The organism is Microbacterium wangyouchuni, from assembly GCF_054072595.1.
In genome coordinates this window covers 193,430-212,153 of sequence record NZ_JBSVRM010000005.1, presented here as the reverse complement: position 1 = coordinate 212,153, position 18,724 = coordinate 193,430, and the positions used below count along the sequence as shown (strand labels likewise).

Annotated in this window: 16 protein-coding genes; 3 read left to right on the top strand and 13 right to left on the bottom strand. The window is 65.2% G+C overall.

All coding sequences use genetic code 11. The annotated features are described in order from the left end of the window. Positions 1–22 precede the first annotated feature (22 nt). The 10 genes from mmsB to ACW5CM_RS10540 all read right to left on the bottom strand — a co-directional run bounded on the left by mmsB (position 23) and on the right by ACW5CM_RS10540 (position 11,617). On the bottom strand, positions 23–1,378 hold the full coding sequence (gene mmsB / locus ACW5CM_RS10585) for a multiple monosaccharide ABC transporter permease (protein ID WP_438255044.1): 1,356 nt from the start codon (positions 1,376–1,378) through the stop codon (positions 23–25). Then, a complete protein-coding gene (gene mmsA / locus ACW5CM_RS10580) occupies positions 1,375–2,925 on the bottom strand; it encodes a multiple monosaccharide ABC transporter ATP-binding protein (protein WP_457125047.1) in 1,551 nt (516 codons plus the stop codon). The genes mmsB and mmsA overlap by 4 nt, the downstream gene beginning before the upstream one ends. Positions 2,926–3,066: 141 nt before the next feature. Further along, complete coding sequence (locus ACW5CM_RS10575; RefSeq protein ID WP_457124978.1) at positions 3,067–4,080, bottom strand: LacI family DNA-binding transcriptional regulator; 1,014 nt, start codon at positions 4,078–4,080, stop codon at positions 3,067–3,069. A 143-nt stretch (positions 4,081–4,223) separates the two neighbouring features. Beyond that, positions 4,224–5,159: a 4-(cytidine 5'-diphospho)-2-C-methyl-D-erythritol kinase gene (locus ACW5CM_RS10570; RefSeq protein ID WP_438255041.1), complete on the bottom strand. Its 936-nt coding sequence runs from the start codon at positions 5,157–5,159 to the stop codon at positions 4,224–4,226. A gap of 7 nt (positions 5,160–5,166) precedes the next feature. Then, a complete protein-coding gene (mgrA, locus tag ACW5CM_RS10565) occupies positions 5,167–6,234 on the bottom strand; it encodes an L-glyceraldehyde 3-phosphate reductase (RefSeq protein WP_438255039.1) in 1,068 nt (355 codons plus the stop codon). Positions 6,235–6,243: 9 nt separating this feature from the next. Beyond that, on the bottom strand, positions 6,244–7,092 hold the full coding sequence (gene rsmA, locus ACW5CM_RS10560; protein WP_457124977.1) for a 16S rRNA (adenine(1518)-N(6)/adenine(1519)-N(6))-dimethyltransferase RsmA: 849 nt from the start codon (positions 7,090–7,092) through the stop codon (positions 6,244–6,246). Positions 7,093–7,234: 142 nt separating this feature from the next. Continuing rightward, the gene (locus tag ACW5CM_RS10555; RefSeq protein ID WP_457124976.1) at positions 7,235–8,131 is read right to left on the bottom strand and encodes a TatD family hydrolase; all 897 of its coding nucleotides are present in this window, start codon (positions 8,129–8,131) and stop codon (positions 7,235–7,237) included. 21 nt (positions 8,132–8,152) lie between these two features. Further along, positions 8,153–9,745, bottom strand: coding sequence for a methionine--tRNA ligase (gene metG / locus ACW5CM_RS10550; RefSeq protein WP_457124975.1), 1,593 nt, complete (start codon positions 9,743–9,745; stop codon positions 8,153–8,155). Positions 9,746–9,777: 32 nt separating this feature from the next. After that, on the bottom strand, positions 9,778–10,422 hold the full coding sequence (locus tag ACW5CM_RS10545) for a response regulator (protein WP_457124974.1): 645 nt from the start codon (positions 10,420–10,422) through the stop codon (positions 9,778–9,780). Beyond that, positions 10,415–11,617, bottom strand: coding sequence for a sensor histidine kinase (locus ACW5CM_RS10540; protein ID WP_457124973.1), 1,203 nt, complete (start codon positions 11,615–11,617; stop codon positions 10,415–10,417). The genes ACW5CM_RS10545 and ACW5CM_RS10540 overlap by 8 nt, the downstream gene beginning before the upstream one ends. A 107-nt stretch (positions 11,618–11,724) precedes the next feature. On the opposite strand from ACW5CM_RS10540, the gene ACW5CM_RS10535 reads away from it, so the two are divergent. After that, positions 11,725–12,306, top strand: coding sequence for a hypothetical protein (locus ACW5CM_RS10535; protein ID WP_457124972.1), 582 nt, complete (start codon positions 11,725–11,727; stop codon positions 12,304–12,306). On the opposite strand, the gene rsmI is transcribed toward ACW5CM_RS10535, so the two are convergent. Then, on the bottom strand, positions 12,298–13,119 hold the full coding sequence (gene rsmI, locus ACW5CM_RS10530) for a 16S rRNA (cytidine(1402)-2'-O)-methyltransferase (protein WP_457124971.1): 822 nt from the start codon (positions 13,117–13,119) through the stop codon (positions 12,298–12,300). The genes ACW5CM_RS10535 and rsmI overlap by 9 nt on opposite strands. A 36-nt stretch (positions 13,120–13,155) precedes the next feature. Here rsmI and ACW5CM_RS10525 point away from each other — a divergent pair, with 36 nt between their 5' ends. Beyond that, positions 13,156–14,709 (top strand): dolichyl-phosphate-mannose--protein mannosyltransferase, encoded by a 1,554-nt coding sequence (locus tag ACW5CM_RS10525; protein ID WP_457124970.1) that lies wholly within the window; start codon positions 13,156–13,158, stop codon positions 14,707–14,709. 36 nt (positions 14,710–14,745) lie between these two features. Here the strand turns inward: ACW5CM_RS10525 and ACW5CM_RS10520 are convergent, their stop codons facing one another. Next, entirely contained in the window at positions 14,746–16,200 is a 1,455-nt protein-coding gene (locus tag ACW5CM_RS10520) for an HNH endonuclease signature motif containing protein (RefSeq protein ID WP_457124969.1), read from the bottom strand. Between the two features lie 99 nt (positions 16,201–16,299). On the opposite strand from ACW5CM_RS10520, the gene ACW5CM_RS10515 reads away from it, so the two are divergent. Further along, positions 16,300–16,893, top strand: a complete 594-nt coding sequence (locus ACW5CM_RS10515) for an HAD-IA family hydrolase (protein ID WP_457124968.1) — start codon at positions 16,300–16,302, stop codon at positions 16,891–16,893. Positions 16,894–16,908: 15 nt separating this feature from the next. Here the strand turns inward: ACW5CM_RS10515 and ACW5CM_RS10510 are convergent, their stop codons facing one another. Next, a complete protein-coding gene (locus ACW5CM_RS10510) occupies positions 16,909–18,708 on the bottom strand; it encodes a thioredoxin domain-containing protein (protein ID WP_457124967.1) in 1,800 nt (599 codons plus the stop codon). Between the last annotated feature and the right edge of the window lie 16 nt (positions 18,709–18,724).

The window sequence follows — 18,724 nt, the reverse complement described above, 5'->3', positions numbered from 1 at the left end:
AGGGGTCGGGGAACGAACGCGCTCAGCGCGAGCTCGTCCCCTTCTTCCCGTTCGCGCCGTCGGCGACGGGGGTCTGCAGGGTCGAGGAGCCGAAATCATCTGTCCGGGCTCGACGACGGGTGAGGAATCCGATGATGGAGGGGCGTCCCTGCTGCTTGTTCCAGACGTCGATTCCGACGGCGAGCAGCAGCACGAGTCCCTTGACCATCGAGACGACGTCGGCGGAGAGCCCGAGCAGCGCCATGCCGTTGTTGAGGAAGGCCATCACCAATCCACCGATGATCGATCCGATCACCGTGCCGATACCGCCGGATACGGCCGCACCGCCGATGAAGACCGCGGCGATCGCGTCGAGCTCCCACATGTTGCCGTCACCGGGACCGGAGGCCTGGGACCGGGCGACGAAGATCATTCCGGCGAGGGCTGCCAGCACCGACATGTTCATGATGACGAAGAAGTCGACCCAGCGGTCTTTCACGCCCGACAAGCGCGCCGCCTGACGGTTGCCGCCGACCGCGTAGATGTGGCGTCCGAAAATGGTGTTGCGGGTGATGAAGGTGTAGAGGATCACCAGTGCGAGCAGGATCAGCCCGGAGATCGGGAAGCTGGTGCCGGGGCGGCCGGTGGCGAACAGCCAGCCGGCGCCGAGGATGATCACCGAAAGAACGATGATCTTCGTCGCGATCACCCAGACCGGTGCTGTTTCCGAGCCCATTCGGCGCTGAATGCGACGGGTGCGCAACTCGTAGAAGATCACCCAGGCCACCGCGATCACCGCGAGAATCATGGTCGGCACGTTGAAGTTCATGCCGGGGATCGGAATCTCCGGCATGTATCCGGCTCCGATGACGACGAACTCCTTCGGCACCGGCACGGTCGTGGACTGGCCGATGAACTGGTTCGCACCGCGGAAGAACAGCATGCCCGCCAGGGTCACGATGAACGCCGGCACCCCGACATAGGCCACCCAGAACCCTTGCCACGCTCCCACCAGAGCGCCCACGACCAGACCCAGCACGATCGCCAGCGGCCACGGGAGGTTCCAGTCGGTCATGGACTTGGCCACGATGATTCCGACGAACGCCGCGACCGACCCCACGGAGAGGTCGATGTGGCCCATGATAATCACCATCACCATTCCGATCGCGAGGATCAGAATGAAGGAATACTGGTTGATGACGTTGATGAGGTTGTTCGGCGAAAGCGTCGCCCCGTTGGGGTTGCGCATCATCGTGACGACCTGGAAGAACAGGACGATCGCCACCAGGCTCCCGAGGATGCCGAACTGGCGCAGCGACGAGGTGCCGTTACCTCCCAGCATCTTTCTGATGTCGCCGAAGTGGAAGCCGCGCTTCTCGGTCTCAGTCGTCGTGCTCATGCCGTTGCCTTCTGGTTCGTGGAGGTCATGCTGCGCATGAGCGCCTCCGGAGTTGCCTGGTCCGCGTCGATGCAGTCGGTGACGCGTCCCTCAAAAATCGTGTAGATGCGGTCGGAGATGCCCATCAGCTCTGGCAGCTCACTGGAGATGACGATGACGCCTTTCCCCGCTGCGGCCAGCTCGTTGATGATCGAGTAGATCTCGTACTTCGCGCCGACGTCGATGCCGCGGGTCGGCTCATCGAGGATGAGTAGGTCGGGGTCGGTGAACATCCACTTCGCCAGCACCACCTTCTGCTGGTTTCCGCCGGAGAGCTTGGAGACGCCCTCATCAACCGTGGGCGTCTTGATGCGCAGCGCCTTGCGATAGCGCTCCGAGACCGCATACTCCTCGCGGTCGTCGACGACCCCTCGACGCGCGATCTTCGACAGCTTCGCCGAGACGATGGCCCGCTTGATGGTGTCCAGCAGGTTCAGGCCCAGAGCCTTGCGGTCTTCGCTGACGTAGGCGAGGCCGTGGCGGATAGCGGATGCCACGTCCGGGAGGACGATCTCCTCGCCGTCTTTGACGAGCGTGCCGCCCAGATATGTGCCGTAGGAGCGGCCGAAGATACTCATCGCGAATTCCGTGCGCCCGGCGCCCATGAGGCCGGCGATGCCGACCACTTCGCCGCGGCGGACATTGATGCTGGAGCCCTTGACGACCATGCGCTCGGAGACCGTCGGATGCTGCACGACCCAGTCCTTGACCTCGAAGAAGACTTCACCGAGCTCCGGAGTGCGATCCGGATAGCGACTTTCGAGAGAACGACCGACCATGCCGCGGATGATGCGGTCCTCGTTGATCTCACCACGGCTGATGTCGAGCGTCTCGACTGTGCGACCGTCGCGGATGATGGTGATCTCGTCGGCGATCTGCTCGATCTCGTTGAGCTTGTGGCTGATCATGATCGAGGCGATGCCCTTGGCCTTCAGCCCGAGAATCAGATCCAGCAGCTGCTGGGAGTCATTCTCGTTGAGCGCCGCGGTCGGCTCGTCGAGAATGAGCAGGCGGACGTCTTTGTTCAGCGCCTTTGCGATCTCGATCAGCTGCTGCTTGCCGACGCCGAGGTGCTTGACCGCGACGTCGGGGTCCTCGTCGAGTCCGACGCGTGCCAGCAGCTCGATCGCCCGTGTCTTGGCCGCACGCCAGTCGATCGTGCCGAAATGGGCGATCTCGTTGCCCAGGAAGATGTTCTCGGTGATCGACAGTTCGGGGATGAGCGCAAGCTCCTGGTGGATGATGGCGATGCCCGCCTGCTCGCTGGCGGCGATGTCTTTGAAACGCTGCTCTTGCCCGTAGATCAGAATGTCGCCGTCATAGGTCCCGAACGGGTAGACCCCGCTCAACACCTTCATCAGGGTTGATTTGCCTGCGCCGTTCTCTCCGCAGATGGCGTGGATCTCGCCGGTCTTGACGGTGATCGAAACGTCGGACAGAGCCTTCACGCCCGGGAACTCCTTGGTGATGTTGCGCATCTCCAAGATCGGCCCGGCCACCGCTGGCATCGTTGCTGTGCTGCTCACGAATCATCCTCGATACTTGACGGCCCACCTCAATGTGACCGTTCACATGAGACACAATATTGCGCCTGCCGGACGCCGCTGTCAAGCAGAGATTGTTTCTGCCCGCCTATCGAGATGCGGTCGTTACCGAGAGATGCTGGAGGCGCGCACCCGAAGCTCCGGCACGATCGGCGAGAACTCCGGTACTGCCGTACCCCGGATCTCCGCCAGCAGCATGGCCACAGCTCGCTTCCCGAGCGCCGCGAAATCCTGATGCACGGTGGTCAAGGGCGGCCAGACGTGGGCTGCGACAGGGATGTCGTCGAAGCCGACCACACAGATCTGACCGGGCACATCGAAACCGGCATCCCGGAACCCGTGCATCAGCCCGATCGCCATGAGATCGTTGGCGGCGAACACCGCGGTGAAATCCGGCCGACGAGCGAGTTCGGTGCCGGCGAAGTAGCCGAAATCCGCCGTCCAGTCACCGCGGATGGGGGGAAATGTCGGCAGATCCGCCTCGCGCAGCGCTTCGAGATAGCCGCGCATGCGCGACTCCGCCTCGATCCAGTCCTGCGGACCTGCCAGATGCAGGATGTCGGTGTGTCCCAACGAAATCAAGTGCTCAGTGACCGCGCGCGCACCGGCGACCTGGTCCGCCGACAGTTCGAAGCCCGCGGCACCGGAGGCCGCCTGCAGACTCACGATCGGGACCCCGGCCGCCATCCCGCGCAGCACGTTGAACACCCGCACCTGTGGGGCCAGGGCGACAACACCGCTGACCTGCTCGCGAGCGAGTTGACGAATTGCTTCACCGATGGCTTCCGGAGTCGTATCGGGAAGATTCACGGTGGTCACCGAATAGCCCTCCGCACGCGCAGCATCCTCGATGCCGGCGATCGACGCGGTGGGGCCGAATTCTCCGATGGTGGCCGACAGGACACCGATGGTTCGCGACTTGCTGGTGACCAGCGCGCGGGCGGCGAGGTTCGGCTTGTAGTCGAGTACCTCGATCGCGTCCTGCACGCGCTTCTTCGTCTCCGGCCGGATGCTGGGGTGCTCGTTCAGAACGCGCGAAACAGTCTGATGGGACACGCCTGCGAGGCGCGCGACGTCACGAATGCTCGGGATCCGTGCACGTTCGCCAGAGGCTGCCATCGCATCGCCTCCTTCAGCGTGTGCACGGTCACATACGTCACCCATTATGTCCCTTTGCACGCGAAGCGCGCATCTCTGCGACGGTTTGCGGGACGATCGCGGTGAGCGACGCGCCGGGAGCCGGGGACGATCCGAGGACGATCTCAGGAAGCGATGATGCGTGCCCCAGGCACCGGACCGTGCACATGCAGGGCTGTGTATCCCAGCCCCTGCAGCGAGTTCTGCACGTACTGGGCAGCCTCGGGAGTCTCGCACAGCAGGGCGACGGTCGGCCCTGAGCCGGAAACGATTCCGCTGAGCGCGCCGGCGTTCAATCCCGCTTTGATCGTGTCATCCAGCGCCGGACGCTCCAGCAGCGCCGGAACCTCCAGATCGTTATGCAGACACGCGGCGAGCTCCCGCGGATCTCCGGAGCGCAGCGCCTGCAGCACGAGGACCGGGACGTCGAGAGACAGGGGCGGGTCATCGGCGAGAGCACCCGTCTCCTCACGATGCTCGTCGAGCCGTGCGTAGATCGTCGGAGTCGACAGCCCCTCATCGCTGGTGACCAGCACCCAGTCGAAGCGCCCGCGCGCGAGCGCCGGATTCAGCTGATCGCCACGCCCGGTGCCGACTGCCGTTCCGCCATGCAACGCGAATGGCACGTCTGCCCCCAGCCGTGCTGCGAGCTCGTGCAGGCGCTGGGGCGATAGCCCCGTCTCCCACAGTGCGTCGCACGCGACGAGGGCGGCCGCGGCATCCGCTGAGCCTCCGCCCATGCCGCCGGCGACCGGTACGCTCTTTCGCAGCTCCAGGTGCACACCGCCGGCGTATCCGGTGGCGGCGGCCAGGACCTTGGCCGCGCGCATGGCAAGGTTGCGGTCATCCACCGGCACCGTGCTCGGGTCGTCCAGCCCCGATACGCTCAACGAGAAGTCATCGGCCGGGTAGGCGATCACGTCTTCGTACAGCGATACCGCCTGAAAAACCGTGGCGAGGGCGTGGTAACCGTCATCGTGTCGGCCGCCGACCCCGAGGTACACGTTGATCTTGCCCGGGGCACGCACGTGCACCTGTGCGGGGACGGCGGCGAGTGTCATGATCGGCTCACAGTGTGGAGGACACAGCCCACAGATCGACGTCGATGCCGTCGGAGAGCGCATCGATGCGGGCGAGCTCGTCGGCAGTGAACGCCGGGCCCTTGACCGCGGCAATGTTCTCGTCGAGCTGCTCAGGGCGCGACGCGCCGATCAGCGCCGAGACCACTACCGGGTCGCGCAGGGTCCACTGCAGCGCCATCTGCGCCAGCGACTGGCCGCGCTCCTGGGCAATGCCATTGAGTCCGCGCAGAATCTCCAGGCCCTCGGGCGAGAGCGGCTTTTCCGAAATAGAACCGCGCTTCTGCGCACGATCTGCGGTGCCGTCACCGAGGTACTTGTCGGTGAGCAGTCCCTGGGCAAGCGGGGTGAAGGCGATGGCCCCCAGGCCCTCCGTACGCAGGGTGTCGTTGAGCTCGGCCTCGGTCCAGCGGTTGAGAATCGAGTACGAGGGCTGGTGGATCACCAGCGGAGTGCCGAGTTCACGGGCGGCCTCGACCGCACGAGCGGTGCGCTCAGCGCTGTACGAGGAGATTCCCACGTAGAGAGCCTTGCCCTGGCGCACGAGCGTGTCCAGCGCTCCGACGGTCTCTTCGATCGGGGTCACCGGGTCGACCCGGTGCGAGTAGAAGATGTCGACGTAGTCGAGGTTCATGCTCGTCAGCGACTGCTCGGCGCTCGCGATGAGGTACTTGCGGCTGCCGAAGTTGCCGTAGGGGCCGGGCCACATGTCCCAGCCGGCCTTCGACGAGATGATCAGCTCGTCGCGGTACGGGCGGAAGTCCTCGCTGAAGATCCGACCGAAGTTCTTCTCGGCGGAGCCGTACGGCGGGCCGTAGTTGTTGGCCAGGTCGAAGTGGGTGATGCCGCGGTCGAAGGCGTGGCGCAGCAGAGCGCGCTGGTTGTCCAGCGGGATGTTATCGCCAAAGTTCCACCACAAGCCCAGCGAGATCGGCGGCAGGTACAGGCCCGAGGTACCGACCTGACGGTACTCGAACTGCTCGTAGCGGTCGTCCTTCGCCACATAGGGGCGGTGGATCTCGGGAACATTGGTGTGGAAGCGCGGAGATTCAGTCACGCCTCCAGATTAGCCGCGAAGCGCCTCAGCGATGCGCACGAAATCGTCGATGCTCAGTTGCTCTCCGCGCGCGGTGGGCGCGACACCGGCTTTTTCCAAAACTGCGGATGCCTCGGCCGCTGTGCCGCCCAGAACCGCCGCCAGTGCCTGTCGCAGCATTTTGCGACGCTGCTGGAAGGCGGCGTCGACAATGCGGAAGGTAGCCCGGCGGAGGTCTTCGTCACCGCGCACGTCGTCTGACCGCTCGAAGGCGACCAGGACGCTGTCGACGTTCGGAACCGGCCAGAACACCTGCCGTGACACGGTGCCGGCCAGACGCCATTTCCCGTACCAGGCAGCTTTGACGCTCGGGACACCATAGATCTTGTTTCCGGGACCGGCAGCGACGCGTTCGCCGACCTCAGCCTGCACCATGACAACGCCGCGCTGGAGCTGCGGGAAAGTCTCCATGAAGTGCAGCAGCACCGGCACCGAGACGTTGTACGGCAGGTTCGCGACGAGCACTGTGGGGTCGCCAGGAAGCTCCGTCACGCTCAGGGCATCGGCGTCGACGACTGTGAGAGCATCCGCGGGTACGCCGTGAGCTGCCACTGTTTCCGGGAGCCGCGCCGCCAGTCGGTGGTCGATTTCGACCGCGGTGACGGATGCTCCGGTCTCGAGAATCGCGAGCGTCAACGATCCGAGCCCCGGGCCGACTTCGACAACCCGCTCGCCCGCCTGCACGCCGCCCACCTGCACGATCTTGCGCACGGTGTTGGCATCGACGACGAAGTTCTGCCCCAGCTTCTTGGTGGGAGTGACATCGAGCTCAGCGGCGAGGCGGCGGATCTCGGTGGCGCCGAGCAGTGTGACAGTCATCCTGCCATTCTCCCCCATGCTCTGCGCGGACCCTGCGGGTACACCTGTCGGTCGAAAATCACGGGAGTCGGTCGAATCGAGGGGTCTCTGCATACAGGTGTAGAAATCAACCGACATCTGTACCGAGTTTGAGCGCGAAAACTCAGTCGGTGAAGCTGCCGTAGACCGCGAGGGTGTTCGCGGCAATTCGAGTGGCCAGCTCGTCGACGTCGAGCGCGAGCTCGGATGCCATGAACCGCAGCGTGTGCGCGATCAGGTACGGGGCGTTCGGACGGCCGCGCAGCGGCACCGGGGTCAGGAACGGCGCATCCGTCTCGATCAGGATCCGATCGATCGGGGTGACCTTGAGCGCATCGCGCAGGTTCTGCGCGTTCTTGAAGGTGAGGTTGCCGGCGAAGGACAGGTAGTACCCGGCATCCGCGCAGATCTTCGCCATCGCGTCATCGCCGGAGAAGCAGTGAAACACGGTTGTCTCCGGGGCCCCGACTCGAGCCAGGGTTTCGAGCACCGCATCGTGGGCATCCCGGTCGTGGATCTGCATCGCGATGCCGTGCTTCTTCGCGAGCGCGATGTGGGCTTCGAAGCTCTCGAACTGGGGCGCGTGACGATCGGCTTCGGTGCGGAAGAAGTCCAGGCCGGTCTCGCCGATGGCCCGCACACGGGGATGTGCTGCCAGCTCATCGATCACGCTGATCGCATGGTCGAGCTGGCCGGCTTCGGCGTATACCGGCGCGTCGTTCGGGTGGATCGCGATGGCCGCGAGCACGCGCGGATCGGATGCCGCGGCATCCACCGCCCAGCGCGAAGACTCGATATCGCCGGATGCCTGAACTACGCCCATGACGCCGACGGCCTGTGCGCGATCAAGCTGCTCAGTCAGACTGAGCGGTTCGACTCCGTCCGTGATCTCCAAATGCGCATGGTTGTCGTACACACCCACGGTGAGCGCCTCCGGCGCCGCCGGATACCTGAGATCCTTGCGCCCTCCAGGCTCGCGAGACTTCACGTATGTCACTACTTCGGGCGCTTTTGCAGACATAGGTGAAGTTTCGCGGGGTGGTTATGGGGTGGACTCTACGCGGGGGAACAAGGGAGCCAAGGTCTCGACCTTGGTTCCGGGGGTGAGTTGGCCCCAGGTACCGGCCTCTCGGACGGGCTGCTGCTGAAGAGCGCCCAGGCGCTCTGCCGCGCCGAGCGCCGACCAGAGCTTCTCGGTCGATTGCGGCATCACCGGCGACAGCAGCACGCTGAGCGCTCGCAGGCCCTCGGCGCACGTGTACAGCACCGTGCCCAGGCGTCCGCGCTGATCCTCATCACGGGCGAGCGCCCACGGCTCGTTCTCGGTGATGTAGCCGTTCAGGGCGTCGACGATCGTCCAGATGGAGTGGATCGCCTCGTCGATGCGGAACTGCTCGATGGCTGCGTCAGCTGCGGTAGCGGCATCCGCCACGATCTTCTGGATCGCGAGGTCCTGCTCGGTGTACTCGGCGGCTTCGGGCACGATACCCCCGAAGTACTTCTCGATCATCGCGACCGTGCGCGAGGCGAGGTTGCCGAAGCCGTTGGCGAGCTCTGCCTGATATCGAGCCGCGAGGTCTTCCCAGCTGAACGAGCCGTCCTGGCCGAACGCGATCGCAGAGAGGAAGTAGTAGCGGTACGCGTCGGAGCCGAAGACGTCGGTGATCTCCGTCGGTGCGATGCCGGTGAGCTTCGACTTGGACATCTTCTCTCCGCCGACCAGCAGCCAGCCGTGCGCGAAGACGCCCTTGGGCACCTCGACGCCGGCCGCCATCAGCAGCGCTGGCCAGATCACAGCGTGGAAGCGCAGGATGTCCTTGCCGACCACGTGATAGGCAGGCCAGCGGCGCTCGAACAGCGCCTCGGCCTCAGTTCCAGAAGCAGCGCCGTACCCGACGGCGGTGGCGTAGTTCAGCAGCGCGTCTACCCACACGTAGATGACGTGCGAATCGTCCCAGGGCAGCGGGATGCCCCAGTCGAAGGTGGAGCGGGAGATGGAGAGATCCTTCAGCCCCTGACTGACGAACGAGATGACCTCGTTGCGAGCCGAGTATGGGCGGACGAAATCAGGTTCGGTCTTGTACAGCTCGAGCAGTCGATCCTGGAACTCGCTGAGCTTGAAGAAATAGTTCTTCTCCTGCAGCAGCTCCAGCGGCTTGGAGTGGATCGCACAGACCTTCAGCCCCTCGAAGGGACCGGTGCCGTCGACGATCTCGCTGTCGGGCTTGAACTCCTCACAGCCGACGCAGTAGAGCGCCTCATACTCGCCGGCGTAGATGTACCCCGAGTCGTAGAGCCGCTGGAAGAACACCTGCACGTTGCGCTCATGCCGCTCCTGCGTGGTGCGGATGAAGTCGTCATTGGCGACGTCGAGCGTCTCCAGCAGCGGAAACCAGCTCTCCGTGACGAGTTTGTCGACCCACTGCTGAGGGGTGACGTTGTTCGCCGCGGCGGCACGGAGCATCTTCTGACCGTGCTCGTCGGTTCCGGTCAGCATCCAGGTGTCATCACCCGACTGGCGGTGCCAGCGCGCGAGCGTGTCGACCGCCACCGACGTGTACCCGTGGCCGATGTGGGGCACATCGGAGGGGTAGTAGATGGGCGTGGTGATATAGAAAGATTCGCCTGCGGGCATGCTCTCGATTCTAGGCCGGATCGACTGGGTGGTTACGTCGTATGGCGGCCGAGCTGCCCCAGCAGCACACGGGTGGATGCCCCGGTCTTGTCGTAGAGCGCGCCGACATGCGTCTTGACCGTGGTGATACCGATGTGCAGGCGGTCGGCGATCTGCTGATTCGTGAGACCAACGGAGACCAGAGCGAGCACCTCGCTCTCGCGCGGGGTGAGATCGGGAAGCGGTGCTGCGGGCGTCGGCTGCTGGTCGCTCCGCCGATTCAGCTGCGCGATGAGTCCGCCCGCGATCGCAGGATCGATGACATGACGGTCCGCGGCGACATGGTGCACGGACTGGATCAGCTCCGCGCCGCGGGTCGTCTTCAGCAAATAGCCGTGCGCGCCGGCTGCCAGCGCAGCGGCGATGAGGTCGTCGGAATCAAAGGTGGTGAGCATCAGCACTCGTGTTCGGGTCGCGGCGGTGATCCGCTCCGTCGCCCAGATACCGTCGGTCCCCGGCATCCGCAGGTCCACGAGTGCGACGTCGGGTTGCTCGCGCAGGCACAGATCGACGGCATCGAAGCCGTTCTCTGCCTCACCGACGATCTCGATACCCGGGTCCACCTGCAAGATGGCCGCGACACCCCTGCGGACTGCTTCATGGTCGTCGACGATGACAACGCGGATGCCGTCAGCCATATTGCTCCTCCTTCAGGGCAAGGCCCGCCCTCCAGCATCCGTCCCCCGTCGGCGCGGATTCGACACTCGCACCGATGCCGCCCAGCAGCAGGGTCGCACCCGAGATGCCGATGCCGGATCCGGCGATGGCGGTGCGGGATGCACCCGGCGAGGCGATGCGGTTCTCGATCTGCACAGTGACCGGTCCGGACTCTCCCGCTCGCGTGCGCAGCACGATGTCGCCCTCGCCGTGTTTGACGGCGTTCACTACGAGTTCGTGGATGGCGCGCATCGCAACTCCGGCTGATCGCGGCGATGCGGTCAGCGCGACGTCGAGGTCGGCGCCTTCGCGCACGAGAGTGCGGCCGATAGGCACAAGGTCGTCGATGTGCTGGATGCTGAGCGGCGCGGTCTCGTCGGCGAGGTCATCGACCGTGGTGAGCACGGCGATGAGGCGACGCAGCTGGCGGTGCGCCTCGTCGGTGCCGTGGGCTGCCTGTGTGAGGCTCTCCTCCGCCTCAGCAGATATCTCGGTCATCTGTCCCAACCGCAGCCGCGCAGCTTCGATATTGAGCCCTGCGACGGCGATCTGGTTGGCGACGAGGTCGTGCAGATCGTGGGCGATCTTCTGCCGCAGCTGCTGCGTGGCCTGCCGATGCTCCGCGCTCATCACCGTGCGGGTGCGTTGTCGTTCGCTGCGCACGTTCCAGCCCCACAGCGCACCGATCAGCACAATGAGCGCCCACTGGAGGACGACCGTGACGACCTGCACCGAGACCCCGGGCCAGAACAGGAGGGTCAGCGCCGTCGCCGCGATCGTCCCGACGATGGTCACCAGCAGGGTCCGCACGCCACGATCGCCGCCGTAGCGGAAGGCGCAGTAGACGAAATCGGCGAACAGCAGCACGACCCCGAGACTGCCGCCGAGGAAGAAGTCGAACGCAGCGAGTGGCGTGCCGAGCACCAGGACGAGGAACGGGCGGGATGAGCGCAGGACCGCCAGCGCCGACATGAGGATCAACAGCAGCAGAAAGCCACTCCCTGTGCTCCACGGCCCCATCGCCGGGAAAGAGAGAAGAGCCGCCCAGATACCGTACCCGCCGAACTGCAGCAGCAGGAGACCCAGCACCAGGTACGCGACGGCGACAATCGTGTCGCGGGTACGAGGCCGGGCATTCACCTGATGAATGCCCCAGGCAAGGCGCGACCACAGCATATGTTCATCCTGCCCGATCTTCAGGCCTCCGACCTCCTTCGAACGAAGGAGACGATCCCGGCCGGTCGCAGGATCCGTGCCCGCGACATTTCGATCAGCGTGGAAGCATGAACATCTTCGCCGCCATCCTCGCCTGTGAGATCGGCTTCTGGGTCGTGCTGTTCGGCGGCCTCGCCGCCCGCTATCTGTTACGGATGAAACGACTATCCACGCTGTTGCTGCTCTGCGTGCCGCTGCTCGACATCGCCCTGCTGAGCCTCATCGCATGGGATCTCACTGTCGCCGGCGCTACCGCCGACTTTACACATGGTCTCGGCGCCGTCTACCTCGGCTTCACCGTCGCGTTCGGGCATCGCGTCATTCACAGCGTCGACGTCTGGTTCGCGCACCGTTTCGCGAATGGTCCAGCACCGACGAAAGTGCCAGCGCGCGGCCGCGCCCGAGTCCTGCACGAGTGGAAGGACTGGGGCCGAATGGTGCTGTGCGCGGTGATCGCCACCGTTGTACTCGGCGGCATCTCGTGGATTGTCGCAGACCCCACACGCACCGCTGAACTCACCAGTTGGATCTGGCGGGTGTGGCTCGTGACGGGTGTGTGGTTCATCGGCTGGCCGGTCTGGGTCAGCGTCGCTTCCCTCGTGCAGCCCGCGGGCCAGGAGGACGAGACTGCATCGGAGCGGTCATTGTGAGCGCGCGGCGAGCGCCTGCTGGTAGAGGTCGCGCGAAGACAGGCCCGTCGCCGCGGCGACTTCTGCGCAGGCGTCTTTCAATCGGATGCCGGAGGCCACGAGCTGCTGCACCTGGGCGACAGCATCCTCCGCCGAAGTCTCGACTCGTGCCCCACCCTCAACGACGACGACGATCTCACCCTTGACTCCGGCTTCGGCCCACTTGACCAGCTCAGGGGCCGTGCCGCGCCGAACCTCTTCGTAGAACTTCGTCAGTTCACGGCAGACGGCGATGCGGCGATCCTCTCCGAAGGCCTCCCCCATGTCGGCGAGCGCTGAGGCAAGGCGTGCGGGAGATTCGAAGAAGACCATGGTGCGAGGTTCAGCGGCAAGAGCACGCAGCGTCGAGCGTCGCTCCCCCGACTTTCGCGGCAGGAACCCTTCGAATGTGAAGCGATCAGTCGGCAGGCCAGAGATCGCCAGAGCCATGAGAACAGCGCTGGGTCCGGGGATCGCGGTGACGGTGACCCCCTGCGCGACGGCTTCGGCCACCAGAGCGTAACCGGGATCGCTGACCGCGGGCATCCCGGCATCGCTGACGACGACGATGTCCTGCTCCGCTGCGAGCGCGACCAGTTCGGCGGCCTTGTGCTTCTCGTTGTGATCGTGCAGGGCTATCAGCCGCGGACGGTTCTCGATCTCGAGCGCCCGCAGCAGCCGCTGGGTGGTGCGAGTATCTTCGGCCGCGACGATCTCGGCGTTCTCGAGCACCTCGATGAGTCGACGGGAAGCGTCTCCGAGGTTGCCGATCGGTGTCGCAGCAAGGATGATCACACGTTCAGCCTATGTGCGACGACTTAGGCTTATCCCGTGACCGCGCCTGTGCCCCTGCCTCCAGCATCGAGCGAGCGCCTGACGCGATGGGGCCGGGTGCGTGATCGTCTCCTGCTCGATCCGGAGTGGAACCGCGTCATCCGTTGGCTCGCCCCGCTGGTGATCACGGCACTGGCCGCAGCGCTGCGCCTATCGAACCTGGCGCATCCCTACGCTCTGGCATTCGACGAGACGTACTACGCCAAGGATGCTTGGTCGTTGTGGGCCCTCGGTTACGAAGGCACGTGGGGTGACGGCGCGAACGAGTCGTTCGTCACCGGAGACACGGGGACCCTCAGCGAGACCGGCAGCTATGTCGTGCACCCACCTCTGGGCAAATGGCTCATCGCCCTGGGAATGGGGCTGTTCGGAGCGGGAAACAGCGCGGCATGGCGCCTGAGTACCGCAGTGATCGGCACCCTGACCGTGTTGCTCGTGTACCTGGTTGCCAAAGAACTGACCCGGTCGATCGTCGTTGCGAGCGTCGCCGGCCTCCTGCTCGCGATCGATGGCCTCAGCATCGTGATGAGTCGCATCGCACTGCTCGACGGTCCGCTGACGTTCTTCATCCTGCTGGGCTTCTTGTTCATCCTCTACGACCGCAGGCGAAGCATTCCCCCTGAGCTGCCATCCGATCACCGCGATGACCGCGAGCGCCTGTGGGGCCGGATTCTCTGGCGCCGTCCCTGGGTGGTGGCTGCCGGTGTGGCGCTCGGCGCTGCGTCGGCGGTGAAGTGGTCGGGCCTGTACGCTCTGGCCGGCTTCGGGCTGTATCTCGTGATCTCCGATGCGCTCGCTCGCCGCCGCGCGGGGATCGTCTTCTGGCCGATGGATGCCGTTGGCCGGCAGGGTCCGGTCTCGTTCCTGTTGCTGGTGCCGGCGGCTCTGGTCACGTATCTGATCACCTGGTCCGGGTGGCTCGTGACGGCAGGGGGCTACGACCGGAGCAGTTCAGACAACCCACTGGTCGCCCTGTGGAACTATCACCAGTCGATCTATGGATTCCACGTCGGGCTCAGCACCGGGCATCCCTATGCCAGCGCTGCTTGGCAGTGGCCATTCCTGATTCGGCCGACAGCGGTGTGGGTAGGAGATGACCAGTCCTGTGGCACGGACCATTGCATCTCGGTCGTTTCAACTCTCCCCAATCCACTGATCTGGTGGGCCGGCGTCGCGGCGGCGGTGTTCCTGCTGTACCGGATCGTGCGCGGTCTCATCGTGCGCGAACCGGCGCCGTGGACATTCGCGATGCCGCTGGTGGGGCTGGCCGTCACGTATCTGCCGTGGCTGCTGTATCCGACCCGGACGATTTTCCAGTTCTACACCGTGGTGATGATGCCGTTCCTCGTGCTTGCGCTGGTGCTCGCACTGCGCGAAATCGCTGGAGGTCGAGATGACCGATTGCATCGCCGCCAGGCCGGCGAGCGCACCGTCATCGTCTTCCTCGTTGCCGCGGTGCTCGTCTCGGCGTTCTTCTATCCGGTGTGGACGGGAATGAACGTGCCATACGACTTCTGGTTGATCCACAACTGGATCCCCACCTGGATCTGACCCGGCTGGTCAGCGTCACTGGTCACTGGTCAGCGGTCAGACGGGTTGCCGCGCTTTCGGCCGACTTTTTCTGGCCGGCCACCAGCGCCTTTCGCGATCCCACCATGCCGGACCCCGAATCTCAGGCAGCCCGTCTCGCATTCGAACCTGCCAATGCGAAAGATGCAGCGTGCGATGGTGGAACCAGCACAGCAGTACCCCGTTATCGGTGTGGGTCGGGCCGCCGGCCGCGTGTTCCTGAACGTGGTGCACTTCGCACCAGGTCGCCGGGATCATGCATCCCGGAACCACGCATCCGCCATCGCGAATCACGATCGCCCGACGCTGCAGGGCGTTGAAGATCCGGGCGGAGGTTCCCAGCGACACGATGCGGCCATTCTCATCGAAGAGGACCCGCTGAATACCGCCAGCGCACGCGGTCTGGGCGGCGACGCTCATCGGCACGAGGTCTCCGGTGTTGACGACCGTTCCCCATCCGGTTCCGGTGGCGTAGTCTTCGGCGTTCGCTGTGACGATGAGTGTTGGCGCGGCTCCACCGAGATCGGAGACGTCTCCGGCCCGAGCAGCAACATTCACCATGCTCGCGAAGGCATCGTGCTGCTTCTGCGTGCGAGTGCGCGTGTCGACATAGGTCGTGTCGGGGCATGAGCCGTCATCACCGAGCGCTTCGTCTTCAGAGGGAACAAAGTGCACGCCCAGATCTTGCGGGCCGTCAACCTGAGGATTCAACGAGCTGTCCATCAGCAGTTTCAGTTGAGCGGCGACCTCGGGCAGCAGGTTGCCGGCCACGCGAGCGGTGCCGTTGCGAACCCGCCCGATGGTGAAGCTGCGCTCGCGCTGTGCCACGTCGTCGGAGGGTTCGGCACCATCGGGGTCAAGGTAGGCAACGAGCACCGTCGCGAGCGCTCTGAGTTCTTCGGGGGTCGGCAAGGGGCCCTGCACAGCATCCGAACCGGAATCAAGATCGCTGTAGATCCCCCGAGCGAATGCCCCCAGCTGGCGGTCGGCCTCGATTCGCGCGCTGGCGGTGATCCGCGCGCCAGCGGCCTCGAGCGGTTCGATCGCAGCGAGGAAGCCCTCCAGACCCAGGTCGCCCGAAATCATCGCGTCCCGCAGCATCGGGTAACGCGGCGGAAGAAAAGCCCCATCGGTGATGCCGCGTACTCGCTGCACGAAGCCGGCTGCCTTCATCCGCTTGTTAGCGGAACGTGAATCGCTGAGCGTCAGCATCCGCACCATCTCGGTCGGACGCGCGCAGCCGTACGCCGTGGTGAGTCGCTCATCGCGAATACCCTGGGAGCGTTCGCTCACCTGCACTGCTGCCTCTACCTGTAGTCCCTCGAGCCGTCGCTGCAGCTTTCCGGTCGCCACCAGAAGCGCCGCGATGTCTTCGCCCGCAAGATCGGGAATCGTCTCGGTTGCGAACATTTCGCGCACCGCGCTGGCGAGAGTCTCGTCGAGACTCTCGATCTGGGCGACAACGCTGTTCATACCTTCCATTTAATCGACCACCACCGACATTCGAACAAAGATTCGCCGCAAACCCTCAACCACGAGTTGAACCGAGTTTTTGCGGGCAGAATGGCGACCATGATCCGCGCCGTCCTCTTCGACCTCGACGGGGTTGTTCGACACTTCGATTCAGCCGCTGTCGCCGACATCGAACAGCGCGCCGGGGTCGACCCCGGCGCGCTCACCCGCGCAGCATTCTCGACCGCAGCCCTCGATCAGGTCACGACGGGCAGAATCAGTCGCCAGGAATGGATCGGGCAGATTGCCGTCGACGTCGCTAATGAGGCCGCCGCCGAAGAGTGGGGCCGCCAGCGCGCCACCGTGGACCAGGCCGTCGTGACGCTCGCGAACGAACTCGCGCACCTCGGGCTCACCACCGCAATCCTCACGAACGGCACCGACACGATCCCCGAAGAGATGGTGGCGGCCGGGCTCACCGCGCACTTCGACCCGATCTTCAATTCCGCCACCATCGGCCACGCGAAACCTGACCAACGCGCATTCCAACACGTTCTCGACGTACTCGGGCTCACCGCCGGTCAGGTCTTCTTCACCGACGACTCGCCCGCAAAACTCACCGGGGCAGAAACCCTCGGCATCCGCACCCACCATTTCGTCGGAATCGCAGAGCTGCGAGGCGCGCTCCGCGCCCACGGCATTGCCGTGGGCTGAAGCGCTCAGCGCTCCTCAGCGCTCGAGCAGCAGCTCGCCAGCATCCGCGGTGGGTAACCGGCAGACGAACGCCCGGCAGTCGTACGCGAGCTCTACGGCCGCGTCCTTCCCCGCGAACAGCTCGAACCCGGCATCCGCGAAAGCGCCTGCCTGCGCGGGCGTCACGATGGCGATCACGTCCGCGTCGAGGCGACGGGATGCCGCGGCGAGCGCACCCGCGCGAGCCTCCGTCACTGCGACCACTTGACGGGGCAGGTCGATGAGTGCTGCGGCGATTCCCAGCAGCGAGCCGTGCGCGAAGGGGTTCTGCAGAGCGGATGCCACCTGTGCTCGTACCTGTTCTTCGGCGGCTGCCCGGTACTTCTCACCCGCGCCCAGTCGCCAGGCCGCCAGCGAGGCACCCGCGACCGCTGCTGTTCCGGACGGCAGATCCCCGTCCGTCTGGTCCGGTGCCGCCGCCACATTCTGCGCTGCGAGCACGGGGTCGCCGTCCACGCCACCGTCGAGCACGTCATCCAGCAGCTCGCGCGCCGCCAACGCCCACCGCACTTCTCCGGTCGCCACCGCGAGCGCAAACAGCCCCTCCGCGAACAGGCCCACATCGGCGAGTGTCGCCACCGCCGTCGATGCCACCCCGTCCAGTGAGGCGCGCACGAGTCGACCATCCGGCGAACGGTTCACCGACAATACGAATGATGCGGCTTGCGCAGCAGCATCCGCCCACGAAGTCTCGTCCAACGCCGCGCCCGCTCGGGCGAGGGCTGCGATCGCGAGCCCGTTCCATCCGGTGATCACCTTGCCATCCACCGCTGGCGGCTCGAGTCCTTCACGAGAAGCGGCACGATAATAACCGCCTTCGCTGCGCTGCCCCTCGATCCACGACTCCGAGTCCTGCGCAGCGCCGAACGCCCCACCATCCCGGCGCAGCACGTCAAGGAGGAACGCGACGACCCCGCGAGCCGTCGCGTCGTCGCCGGCGCGCACGGCGACATCCAGCAGTTGGGCGTTATCGGTCAGCATTCGCTCGTAGTGCGGCACAGTCCAATCGCGTTGTGTGGCGTACCGGAAGAAACCGCCCTCGAGACTGTCGCGAAGATCGGATGCCGCCATCGCAGCCAACGAACGTTCCGCCGAGGCTGCCGCATCCGGGGTCTCACGCCGAAGCAATGGCCGCTGGAGAAACCCGAGTGTCGTCGCCACGGGAAACTTCGGTGCACCGCCGAAACCGCCGAACATCGCGTCTTCCCGTGCGGCGATAGCCTCGGCAGCCACGGCCAGCGCCACCGTCGACGGCAGGTCGGATGGAGTAACGACCGCCGCCTGCGCCAGTGCTTCTGCCACGGCATCCGCCGACTCGATCGCCTGCTCACGGCGCAGCATCCATGCCTCGTGCACCGCGGCGAGCACGTCACGAAACCCGGGCATCTGCGCACGCGCTTCTGGCGGCCAGTAGGTCCCCGCGTAGAACGTGCGCCCCTGCGGCGTCGTGAAAACAGTCAGCGGCCACCCCAGATTCTGCGTGAACGCAGATGCCGCGGCCATATAGGCCGCGTCGACATCCGGATGCTCCTCGCGGTCGACCTTCACCGCCACGAAGTCCCGGTTGACGAGCCCTGCGATCTCGGGAGAGGAGAACGATTCCCGAGCCATCACATGGCACCAGTGACACGTGGAGTAGCCGATCGAGATGAGTATCGGAACATTCCGCCGCTGCGCCTCGGCGAACGCTTCCGGACCCCAGGCGAACCAGTCGACGGGGTTATCGGCGTGCGCCCGCAGGTAGGGGCTGAGCGTGTCGGCGAGGCGATTGACCATGCCCTCACGGTACGCC

Excerpts from the sequence above, each read along its gene's own strand:
- mmsB (WP_438255044.1), bottom strand. The coding sequence starts at position 1,378 with ATGAGCACGACGACTGAGACCGAGAAGCGCGGCTTCCACTTCGGCGAC.
- mmsA (WP_457125047.1), bottom strand. The coding sequence starts at position 2,925 with ATGCCAGCGGTGGCCGGGCCGATCTTGGAGATGCGCAACATCACCAAG.
- ACW5CM_RS10575 (WP_457124978.1), bottom strand. The coding sequence starts at position 4,080 with ATGGCAGCCTCTGGCGAACGTGCACGGATCCCGAGCATTCGTGACGTC.
- ACW5CM_RS10570 (WP_438255041.1), bottom strand. The coding sequence starts at position 5,159 with ATGACACTCGCCGCCGTCCCCGCACAGGTGCACGTGCGTGCCCCGGGC.
- rsmA (WP_457124977.1), bottom strand. The coding sequence starts at position 7,092 with ATGACTGTCACACTGCTCGGCGCCACCGAGATCCGCCGCCTCGCCGCT.
- ACW5CM_RS10555 (WP_457124976.1), bottom strand. The coding sequence starts at position 8,131 with ATGTCTGCAAAAGCGCCCGAAGTAGTGACATACGTGAAGTCTCGCGAG.
- metG (WP_457124975.1), bottom strand. The coding sequence starts at position 9,745 with ATGCCCGCAGGCGAATCTTTCTATATCACCACGCCCATCTACTACCCC.
- ACW5CM_RS10545 (WP_457124974.1), bottom strand. The coding sequence starts at position 10,422 with ATGGCTGACGGCATCCGCGTTGTCATCGTCGACGACCATGAAGCAGTC.
- ACW5CM_RS10540 (WP_457124973.1), bottom strand. The coding sequence starts at position 11,617 with ATGCTGTGGTCGCGCCTTGCCTGGGGCATTCATCAGGTGAATGCCCGG.
- ACW5CM_RS10535 (WP_457124972.1), top strand. The coding sequence starts at position 11,725 with ATGAACATCTTCGCCGCCATCCTCGCCTGTGAGATCGGCTTCTGGGTC.
- ACW5CM_RS10520 (WP_457124969.1), bottom strand. The coding sequence starts at position 16,200 with ATGAACAGCGTTGTCGCCCAGATCGAGAGTCTCGACGAGACTCTCGCC.
- ACW5CM_RS10515 (WP_457124968.1), top strand. The coding sequence starts at position 16,300 with ATGATCCGCGCCGTCCTCTTCGACCTCGACGGGGTTGTTCGACACTTC.
- ACW5CM_RS10510 (WP_457124967.1), bottom strand. The coding sequence starts at position 18,708 with ATGGTCAATCGCCTCGCCGACACGCTCAGCCCCTACCTGCGGGCGCAC.